Source organism: Johannesbaptistia floridana, assembly GCF_057440575.1.
Map to the genome: position 1 here is coordinate 1 of NZ_JALKVM010000282.1, position 9,473 is coordinate 9,473.

Below are 9,473 nucleotides of genomic sequence, written 5' to 3' on the forward strand. Positions count from 1 at the left end.
TTACGCCCTTCGCGAGGTTCACACCAAAGCATCAAAACCCAAATGTTACTGGTTGTGGTTGAGTAAGGAGTAAGGAGTAAGGAGTAAGGAGTTTTGAAGTAATGAGAATGAGTCTTGAAGTCTTTACGTCTTTAAGTAATGAGTTAAAGAATTAATGCGATCGCCCTTAAAAATTGGTTTACCAAAAAGACATATTCAGTATTTTTGTTCTCCTGATGCTTTTCTTAAACGAAAGAGAAATGAAGTTTTTCCGCGAGAGAAAACCTGCTCAAAATTGCATTCTCTTCCAGTTCGTAGGGTGCGTTAACGCAGTGTAACGCACCGTTAATAATCTCGTATTCACAAGTGTGGAAGATGTGAGCTCATCATACTATTTGACTTGCGGAAGATGGTGTATACTTTCCTAAAGATGCCAGTGATATCCGTCAATTAAGGTGTGCTTTTGCCAATCAGGATTAGTTTCTGGATAGTCTAGGCGGTAATGCCCACCCCGGCTTTCAGTGCGAAAAGCCGCACTTTTGAGGATTAAATAGGCGATATCTAAAAGGTTATAGGTTTCAGTAAAAAGACGCAGATTTGCTTCAGCTTGGGGAGATTTGAAGGTGATAATAGATGATGAGTCTAAATTCCCTAGATATTGAGAGAGTTGATGAGAGCGCAATTGCTCTCGCCATGACTCTACAGAGGAGATCGCCTTATTTATACTACTACTTTCACGACAAATTCCAGCACTTTGCCACATCAGAATCGGTAAATTTTCTCTAATGGCGGCTACTTGAGATATACTCTCGGTAAAGTCTTCGGTAACTTCTGTTTCTCTGGTTGTTTCCTTAGTATCTGTTGGAGGTATTGTGGTTAGTTGAGATAGTTGACCAGCAAATACTAAGCACTCCAGCAGGGAATTACTGGCGAGACGGTTAGCACCATGAACTCCCGTGCTGGCTGTTTCTCCTACGGCATAAAGACCAGGAATAGAAGTACAACTCATTGTATCTACAGCTACGCCCCCCATCCAATAGTGAGCGGCTGGTGTTACGGGAATTAATTCTGTAAAAATATCAATACCCCAATGCTTGCATACATTTATAATATTGGGAAAGCGATGACGTATTTTTTCTGGGGTAATGAAACTTAAATCTAAATATACACTTTCGTGGGCAGGATCTTCACTATGTTTTTGTAAGTGGCTAAATATTGCTCTACTAACTACGTCTCTTGGGGCTAATTCTCCTGCACTGTGATATTCAAAGGCAAAACGATCTCCCTTTTTATCAATTAGGTGAGCGCCTTCTCCTCTTACTGCTTCACTGATGAGAAAACGGGGTGCGCCGGGAAGGTTTAAAGCTGTGGGATGAAATTGAATAAATTCTAAATCTCTAACTCTAGCACCAGCACGCCAGGCTAAGGCTACCCCATCTCCTGTGCTAACTTGGGGATTGGTGGTTTGAGCAAAAACTTGTCCTCCTCCTCCTGTAGCTAGAATCACTGCACCTGCTTTGATGGTCATTATTTGCTGTTGGTAGAGAAGTGTTAACCCTTGGCAGCGCTTTGTTTCTTCACTGATATCTAAGTTGAGAGCAAAGGCTTGGGGGAATACTTCAATATTGCTTTTAGCTAGTACTTGTTCTGTTAAAGTAGCTACTATGGCTTTTCCTGTGGTATCTGCCGCGTGTAAAACTCGCGGTTGAGAGTGAGCCGCTTCTAAGGTTAGAGCTAAATTTTCCCCTTTGCGGTCAAAGGCTACCCCTAATTCTACTAAATTGGCGATCGCCTCTGCCGCCTTATTTACCAGAAATTCTACTGATGTGCGATCGCATAAACCCACTCCTGCTTGTAAGGTATCTTCCCTGTGTAATTTTGGCGAGTCTGTGGGAGCTATTGCTGCTGCTATGCCTCCCTGTGCCCAATCGCTTGCGCCTGTTTTTAGAGTATTTTTAGTAATCAGCGCTATCTTTAGCCCTTTTGGTAAACAAAGGGCTGCGTATAAACCAGCAGCCCCTGAGCCGATTACTACCACATCATATTTATGGTTAATCTTCTTCATTTTTTTTTGGTTTTGCCTACCCAAATCAGTTTATTTGAGTTAGCTTTGTTAACTAATCACGCCGCCGATGAGGTTATTTCCGCGCCCTAGATTTTCCATCCAGGGAACGAAAACTAGATTATCTTAGTAGATGCCGGGATTATAGCGATCTCCCCCTTCGTTGAACACATCTGCCTTAGGTGTTACTGCAAAATCATCTAAATGTTCTTGCAACAATTTTTTCTGACGTTCTGATAGATTTGGTATTTCTAGTACGTCTTCTACTTTTTGATATGGGGCATTATTCACAATTTTAGCGGCTAGAGTTGGGTAATAACCTCTATATTGCCTAAATAGACGCACATTAGCGTTATTTAAATCTATTTTTTGCCCATATTCTGTTCCCAATACTTTATCAGCCGGGTTTAGATTGGGATTTTTAACTTCTGCCGCTAACACTGAGTTATCCCACCAACTCCCTGTTGATTCTAACTGGGATTCTACCCCATATCCTAAACAACCCCAACACATCACTATCCCTAATAAAGTTAATACTATTTTTTTCATTAACCTCAAGTCTCCTGAATTTAAATGCACTATTAACTATTAAAATAATATCAAAATACCGTACAGTTACGTTTTACATATTTTATCTCTTTTTTCTGTTCTTATTTATGATATATTTGGAGATGTCATGTTGAACTTTTGCTGTCAATCTACTCAATCCAACTTAATATCTTTCACTAGTTAGCCTTAAATCAACTAGGTCTATACTAAGTACTTTTACTCAGCTTAGTAGTTTTTAACATGAGTAAAACCAACCCATAAGTTTTAGAAATTAGTTGGGTTTTATCAAGATACAAAAACTTTGCCAATTATTTACACACTAGGAGTTATTTATATGTCTCTTCAACTCGGTGATATAGTTCCAGATTTTACACAGGCTTCTACCCAAGGAGAAATTTCTTTCCATGATTGGATAGGAGATAGTTGGGTAGTCTTATTTTCCCATCCTGCTGATTATACTCCTGTTTGCACAACAGAATTAGGAACTGTAGCTAATTTAAAGTCAGAGTTTGATCAACGCAATGTAAAAGTTATAGCTTTGAGTGTGGATGACGTAGAATCTCATTTAGGATGGACTAAGGACATTGAAGAAACTCAAAATGCTACTCTCAATTATCCTATTTTAGCTGATTCAGACCGTAAAGTTTCTAATCTCTATGGTATGATTCATCCCCGGGCTGATAATACTCTCACTGTACGTTCTGTATTTATCATTGATCCTAACAAAAAACTACGCTTAACTATTACCTATCCTGCTAGTACAGGACGTAACTTTGCTGAAATCTTAAGAGTTATTGATTCTTTACAGTTAACTGATAATCATCAAGTTGCTACTCCTGCTAATTGGCAAGATGGAGATGATTGTGTAATTGTACCTTCTTTAAAAGATCCTGAAGTGCTTAAAGAAAAATTCCCTAAAGGTTATCAAGAGGTTAAGCCATATCTACGGATGACTCCTCAGCCTAACAAGTAATACTCCCATCTGGTTATGAAATTACTCTGGTCACTCGTTCCCCGGATTTTAAATCCAGGGAAAGAATGACCTTTGATTTATATTTGATTTAATCTTTGCCAGATATTTCCCTCGATTTCTGATAAGGACTTAATCACTAAATCAGCAATAATATATTTAGGATTATAATCTGGAAATAATTCGGGAACAGCGACACATTTCATTTGAGCTGCTTTAGCGGCAATAACTCCATTCAAAGAATCTTCTAAAACTAGACAATCTTGGGGTACAACTTCTAAACTTTGGGCAGTAGTTAAATAAACACCTGGATGAGGTTTACCGTAGGGTTCTTCACTAGCAGAATAAATTTTGGTAAAAATTGTTCTAATACCCAATTTTTTAAGTACTACTTCAATGATGGGGTAACTAGAAGAAGATGCTAAAGCAATTTTTAGATTCTTAGTTTTAAAAAATTCAATTATTTCATAAACTCCTGGTTTCGCTTCTCCTTGTTCAGATATCAACTCAATAACTCTAGTGGTAATATCTTCAACTAGTTTAGATTTTGGTAGAGTTTTCCAAGGAAACTTGTTATACCAATAATTAACTACTTCGTCGATTCTTAAACCTGTTGTTTGTCTACAGAGTTTATGGTTAAGAGGGATATTGACTTGTTTGAACATCTCAATTTCTGCCTGTTGCCAAAAAGGCTCAGAATCAATCAATAGGCCATCCATATCAAAAATTACTGCTTTAATCATTTTAGAATTTATCTACTTTGTCTAATCATCTAATACTCAAAAATCCCAGTAATTACCCGTCAAACGTAGTTTATCCCTCTATTTTCTGTTGAGAAAAGCCGATTTCTTAATTGATGGTTAATAGTTGATGATTTATGATTCTGATTCTGGTATTTAGGTTGATTGTGATTCAGAAGCTGATTCATCTTTGTTTTGTGCTAACTCCAATGATTTTTTTTCACGTTTTTTGCGCTCCGCTTCTAAAGCGTCTTCAACTACTAAAAGCATCTGACGCATTTTTTCTAAATTAGACTGGTACAAATCAAAATCTTTTTGTATTTTTTCTGCTGATACCGGAAATATAGAAGCTAATTCATCGATAATTTTCTGGCGACTTTCTTGGTTTTGCAAGGGTTCTACCTGAATTTCTCCAATCATAGTGTATAAACCGACGGCGAATAGACGATTATATTTAAATTGGTTGTTATCAATAATTGCTTTTAATGAATCAGCTAAAACCTGTTGATTTTCCGTAGGTGTTGGTGATTTGAACCATGCTAGTAAGTCATCAACACTATTTAAGCTTTGAGCTAAATCTAAAGCTATCTCGGCTTGATGATGATATTGCTGTGCATCACCTCCTACTGATTTACACAAAGCCTCAAAAATTGAAGCTTTGTCTGCTTCAGGACGGTAGCCTTGCATGAAACGCTCAAAAGAGCTCACAACACCCAAGTAATAAAAGGGGTCTGGTTTAAAATTCTGATTAACAGACAGTAGGTGTAATTCTACTATTAATTCTTCTACAACTCGCCGATAGATAGAATTGATAGGACGCTGATGCAGAGAATAGAAATCTCTTTTAGTATCTGAAACAGTGCGAACTTTTTCCACAAACAAATTAGACTTAATCTAAATAATAACTTTATTCTCTATTGTCTACCTTTATGGTCAATTTGCCAAGAGTTATGAATTTATCTTTCACTTTAACTACCTTAGCTAATTATTTAGCGGGAGAGTTCGATAATCGCTCCCAATCCCTCGCTCAACCTGCCTGGTATGTACATTTGCGCCTATGGTTGCGACCTGTTAAACATCTTTGGACTGATAGTTATGCCCTTTTCGCTGAACAAGCTAATATTGTTAATTTATCACAACCCTATCGTCCTCGCTTGTTACGATTGAGAGCTAATCCTCATTTGTGTGTAGAGCATTATGCTTTTAAAGATATCACCAAATTTTGCGGTGGTGGTACCCAACCAGAATTATTGCAAAAATTGACTAGTGATGACTTAATTTTTTTACCTAATTGTACTTTGTTTGTTACCTCTGATTCTCTTGATTCTACTCGTTATCGTTTTCGGGCTATGCCTCAAGCTGGTCAAATTTGTAGTTTTGAGTATCAATCTGTAACTTACCAAGTTTCTCTAGGATTTGAAGTTGAGGAAAAACAGTTGCAAACTTATGATAAAGGTATTGATCCTCAAACTAAAAAAGCTATTTGGGGTGCTATCTTAGGTCCCTATCGTTTTCATAAGTTACAACAATTTACTTTTTAGCCGTATAATGGCTGTATTGAGTTTACACCGTAAACCCGATACAGCCAGTTTTCTTCTAAATCATAGTTCAATCTAGATGCACTCCACAGCTTACTAATTTTATTTGAAATCTTGATATAATTCCATTATAACTAAGTTGAGTAATATTATCCGAATCACAGCACATTTATAATATGGCATAATGAAAGCTCCGAACTATGAAGGAAAATGTATCTATTACTACAGCAATTCAAGAATATGCCTTGAATAAATCAACAGGAATTTTGAATTTTTACTGGCAATCTGTAAGGTGGTCTATATATCTTTTACAAGGAACAATTATTTACGCAACTCCAGGATTAATACCAGATGAAAAATTTGCTAGACATCTGAATTTTTTTTCTAAGCAGAATCTTAACCTAACTAGGAGTAATATAGACAAGATAACTTCACTAGTCCAAAAAAATATCGATAATCGCCAATATAATCCAGAATATAAAGCTTTAGTTTGGTTAAGTAAACAGAAGGTTTTAAAATCTCAAGAAATTTATAGCTTAACTTTTCGCCTAATTCAAGAGTCATTAGAGTCTCTGCTGATGTTAAATCAAGCTAGTTGTACCTTTACTGATTATGTTTCAGAATCTAAGGAAATTATTCGTTTTCATACTGGTGAATTAGTTAAAAAAGTCTCAGAAAGAGTGTCAACTTGGCGATCGCTCAGCCCTGAAATTGAATCACCATATCAATCACCATATTTATTACCTCAAAATGATCAATATCACGACTTAACAACCAAAACACGGGAAAAGTATGGAAAAATTTTAGTAGGATATAATTTTAAGCAATTAGGCTCTAGATTATGCCAAGATGACTTAACTATTGCTAAGCGTATTTATCCTTTGGTGAATCGAGGGTTAGTTAAATTAACTAAATCTAGTCATCCTTTTGACCAATTACCAAACTTGATCACCGGTAATGAATCTCTATCTTCTGTTAAATCTAAGAAAATATTTTGTCTTGATGATAGTTCTTCAATGCTGGAAACAATTAAATATTATCTCAAAGATATTAATGCTAAAATTTATACAATTAGTGAGTCACCAAAAGCCTTAAGTGAAATAATTAGTTTAAAACCGGATTTAATTCTCTTAGATGTAGGAATGCCTGATTTAGATGGTTATAGCATTTGTAAGTTTATTCGCAATCATTCTCAACTCAAAGGAATTCCAGTAATTATGGTCACAGGAAGAAATACTTTAGTAGATCGTGCTAAAGCTAGACTCAATGGCGCTACAGACTATTTAACTAAGCCTTTTGAGGAAAAGACTTTGCAGGAAATGGTCAAGAAGTATATATATTAAGCAATAATAATGAGTGATGAGTTCAGAAACTTCTCTACCTTCTCAAAAAGAAAAAGAATCTTACTTAAATCTACAAATAGACTCTTTAACTAAGGCGATTTTACCTATGAATCAAATTCAGGAAGTTATAGTTACAGAAATAGAAAAAATAACTCCTATTCCTAATATGGAACCTTATGTACTGGGATTGCTAAATCAACGGAGTAAAGCAGTATGGCTAATAGATTTAGCGGCGAAGTTCAATCTAACTCCACTAAATTTAGAGAAGCAAACCTGCAACGTAATCATTATTAGTATGGGGAAAAAATCCCTGGGACTAGGGGTAGAAAAAATAAATGGAATGATCAAAATTTTACCTGAGTTAATTATATCCCCAGTAGCAACAGTTTCTCCAAAAATCCTTCCCTACTTGAGAGGTTGTTTTTTTGAACCATCTAACTCAATGTTTTTAGTTTTAGAGGGTCAGGCTTTTTTGTCGTGAGTAAGAAGTAAGAAGTAAACTTTAGCCCACACCTCAGCAGTTGTTAAACTGTTAAGAAAAGTTAAGCAAAAAATGATTTATGAGTTTAGTTGACACCATCCTATCTATGACACCAGGAGATGATCTAGCCTTACTCCGAAAAATTGATCAAAAATGGACACAGCTAAAAGAAGGTAATATACCCTCTCCAGAAACTATAAAAGAGAAACAGGAAAAATTAGGAGAATTAGACTGGGATATTGTAATTAGTGGGGGCACTTTGGGGATTTTACTAGCCCCAGCTTTACAAGCCTTGGGAAAGCGTGTATTGGTAATCGAAAGGGGAATACTCAAAGGCAGAATCCAGGAATGGAATATCTCCCGCCAAGAATTAGCAGTGTTGACAGAGTTGAATTTACTAACCGAGGCACAACTAGAACAGGCGATCGCCACGGAATATAATCCAGCGCGGATTAGTTTCTACTCCTGTCAAGAAGTTTGGGTAGAAGATGTTCTCAACATTGGTGTAGATCCTGTATTTCTTCTAGACACTCTCAAGAAAAAATTTCTACAGTTAGGGGGAACATTACTAGAAAATACCCCCTATTCCAGCGCTACAGTTTATCAAGATGGAGTGGCGGTAGTGGCGGGAGAACATACTCTCAAAACCAGGTTACTAATTGATGCTATGGGGCATTTTTCCCCCATTACTATGCAGGCGAGACAGGGAGAAAAACCCCAGGGAGTTTGCCTTGTGGTAGGTAGTTGTGCCACTGGTTATCCTGAAAATAAAACTGGAGATTTGATTGTCTCAACCACACCAATTCAGCATCAATGTCAATACTTTTGGGAAGCTTTTCCCGCTAGAGATGGACGTACTACTTATTTATTTACCTATTTAGATGCTCATCCCCAGCGCTTTAGTTTAGAATTTCTCATGGAAGAATATCTGAAACTATTACCATCCTATCAACAAGTAGATTTATCCCAGTTAAAATTTTTGCGTTTTCTTTCTGGCTTTTTTCCTTCTTATCAAAATAGTCCTCTCAAAAGTTCTTGGAATCGCATTTTAGCTGTGGGAGATAGTAGCGGCGGACAATCCCCCGTCAGTTTTGGTGGCTTTGGCGCCATGATTAGACATCTTAAACGCCTTAGTAATGGCATTAATGAAGCCTTAGACGTTGATGCCTTAGATAAGCAAGATTTAGCTTGGTTACAGCCTTATCAGCCTAATATTGGCGTAACTTGGCTTTTCCAACGTACCATGAGTGTGGGAGTAGAACAAGAAATATCCAAACAGCAAATTAATCAACTTCTGGGTGGAGTTTTTCAAGCCATGGATAACCTGGGAGAAGATGTGATGAAACCATTTTTACAGGATGTGATCCAATTTGGGCCTTTATCTAAAACTTTACCCCGAGTTAATCCCAGTTTAGTTTTACCCATTATTCCCCAAGTCGGTATACCCACTCTCCTTAACTGGAGTCAACACTATCTCAATTTAGCTTTATACACGGCCTTTTATCCTCTGGGTAAAAGTTTAGCACCTGTGGCTACCTACCTCGGTAAAAAGCAACAATATTATTACCATCGTCAGTTAGATGCCTGGAAGTATGGCGCCGGACAAGATTTAGAATGAAGAATGCGCGAATGAAGATTGTTAAAAAAAGTTGTAGTAGGGGCGCAAGGCTTGCGCCCATACCCCGGCTTGCGCCCATCCCCAGGCTTGCGCCCATTCCCCGGCTTGCGCCCATCCCCAGGCTTGCGCCCATTCCCCGGCTTGCGCCCATCCCCAGGCTTGCGCCCATTCCCCGGCTTGCGCCCATCCCCAG

Annotated in this window: 9 protein-coding genes; 5 read left to right on the forward strand and 4 right to left on the reverse strand. The window is 37.5% G+C overall.

Going from position 1 to position 9,473, the window contains the following annotated elements:
- Positions 1 to 403: 403 nt before the first annotated feature.
- Entirely contained in the window at positions 404 to 2,044 is a 1,641-nt protein-coding gene (gene nadB / locus MW688_RS17455; RefSeq protein ID WP_486737292.1) for an L-aspartate oxidase, read from the reverse strand.
- Positions 2,045 to 2,167: 123 nt separating this feature from the next.
- On the reverse strand, positions 2,168 to 2,590 hold the full coding sequence (gene psbU / locus MW688_RS17460) for a photosystem II complex extrinsic protein PsbU (RefSeq protein ID WP_486737293.1): 423 nt from the start codon (positions 2,588 to 2,590) through the stop codon (positions 2,168 to 2,170).
- Between the two features lie 334 nt (positions 2,591 to 2,924).
- On the opposite strand from psbU, the gene MW688_RS17465 reads away from it, so the two are divergent.
- A complete protein-coding gene (locus MW688_RS17465) occupies positions 2,925 to 3,563 on the forward strand; it encodes a peroxiredoxin (RefSeq protein WP_486737294.1) in 639 nt (212 codons plus the stop codon).
- A 77-nt stretch (positions 3,564 to 3,640) separates the two neighbouring features.
- Here MW688_RS17465 and hxpB read toward each other — a convergent pair whose 3' ends face one another.
- Positions 3,641 to 4,303 carry a hexitol phosphatase HxpB gene (hxpB, locus tag MW688_RS17470; RefSeq protein ID WP_486737295.1) on the reverse strand — a complete coding sequence of 221 codons (663 nt, stop codon included), beginning with the start codon at positions 4,301 to 4,303 and terminating at the stop codon, positions 3,641 to 3,643.
- Positions 4,304 to 4,456: 153 nt separating this feature from the next.
- Positions 4,457 to 5,176, reverse strand: a complete 720-nt coding sequence (psb29, locus tag MW688_RS17475) for a photosystem II biogenesis protein Psp29 (RefSeq protein ID WP_486737296.1) — start codon at positions 5,174 to 5,176, stop codon at positions 4,457 to 4,459.
- A gap of 74 nt (positions 5,177 to 5,250) precedes the next feature.
- Between psb29 and MW688_RS17480 the strand changes: the two genes are divergently transcribed.
- From MW688_RS17480 to MW688_RS17495, 4 genes are all read left to right on the forward strand, one after another.
- Positions 5,251 to 5,841: a CpcT/CpeT family chromophore lyase gene (locus MW688_RS17480; RefSeq protein WP_486737297.1), complete on the forward strand. Its 591-nt coding sequence runs from the start codon at positions 5,251 to 5,253 to the stop codon at positions 5,839 to 5,841.
- Between the two features lie 197 nt (positions 5,842 to 6,038).
- Entirely contained in the window at positions 6,039 to 7,181 is a 1,143-nt protein-coding gene (locus MW688_RS17485; RefSeq protein WP_486737298.1) for a response regulator, read from the forward strand.
- 16 nt (positions 7,182 to 7,197) lie between these two features.
- Positions 7,198 to 7,662 carry a chemotaxis protein CheW gene (locus MW688_RS17490; RefSeq protein WP_486737299.1) on the forward strand — a complete coding sequence of 155 codons (465 nt, stop codon included), beginning with the start codon at positions 7,198 to 7,200 and terminating at the stop codon, positions 7,660 to 7,662.
- Between the two features lie 79 nt (positions 7,663 to 7,741).
- Positions 7,742 to 9,280: an FAD-dependent oxidoreductase gene (locus MW688_RS17495; protein ID WP_486737300.1), complete on the forward strand. Its 1,539-nt coding sequence runs from the start codon at positions 7,742 to 7,744 to the stop codon at positions 9,278 to 9,280.
- The last annotated feature ends 193 nt before the right edge of the window (positions 9,281 to 9,473 follow it).

What these genes read in the sequence shown, in the direction of transcription:
- MW688_RS17495 (WP_486737300.1), top strand. Translation starts at nt 7,742, where the DNA reads ATGAGTTTAGTTGACACCATCCTATCTATGACACCAGGAGATGATCTA.
- MW688_RS17480 (WP_486737297.1), top strand. Translation starts at nt 5,251, where the DNA reads ATGAATTTATCTTTCACTTTAACTACCTTAGCTAATTATTTAGCGGGA.
- nadB (WP_486737292.1), bottom strand. Translation starts at nt 2,044, where the DNA reads ATGAAGAAGATTAACCATAAATATGATGTGGTAGTAATCGGCTCAGGG.
- MW688_RS17485 (WP_486737298.1), top strand. Translation starts at nt 6,039, where the DNA reads ATGAAGGAAAATGTATCTATTACTACAGCAATTCAAGAATATGCCTTG.
- MW688_RS17465 (WP_486737294.1), top strand. Translation starts at nt 2,925, where the DNA reads ATGTCTCTTCAACTCGGTGATATAGTTCCAGATTTTACACAGGCTTCT.
- hxpB (WP_486737295.1), bottom strand. Translation starts at nt 4,303, where the DNA reads ATGATTAAAGCAGTAATTTTTGATATGGATGGCCTATTGATTGATTCT.
- MW688_RS17490 (WP_486737299.1), top strand. Translation starts at nt 7,198, where the DNA reads ATGAGTTCAGAAACTTCTCTACCTTCTCAAAAAGAAAAAGAATCTTAC.
- psbU (WP_486737293.1), bottom strand. Translation starts at nt 2,590, where the DNA reads ATGAAAAAAATAGTATTAACTTTATTAGGGATAGTGATGTGTTGGGGT.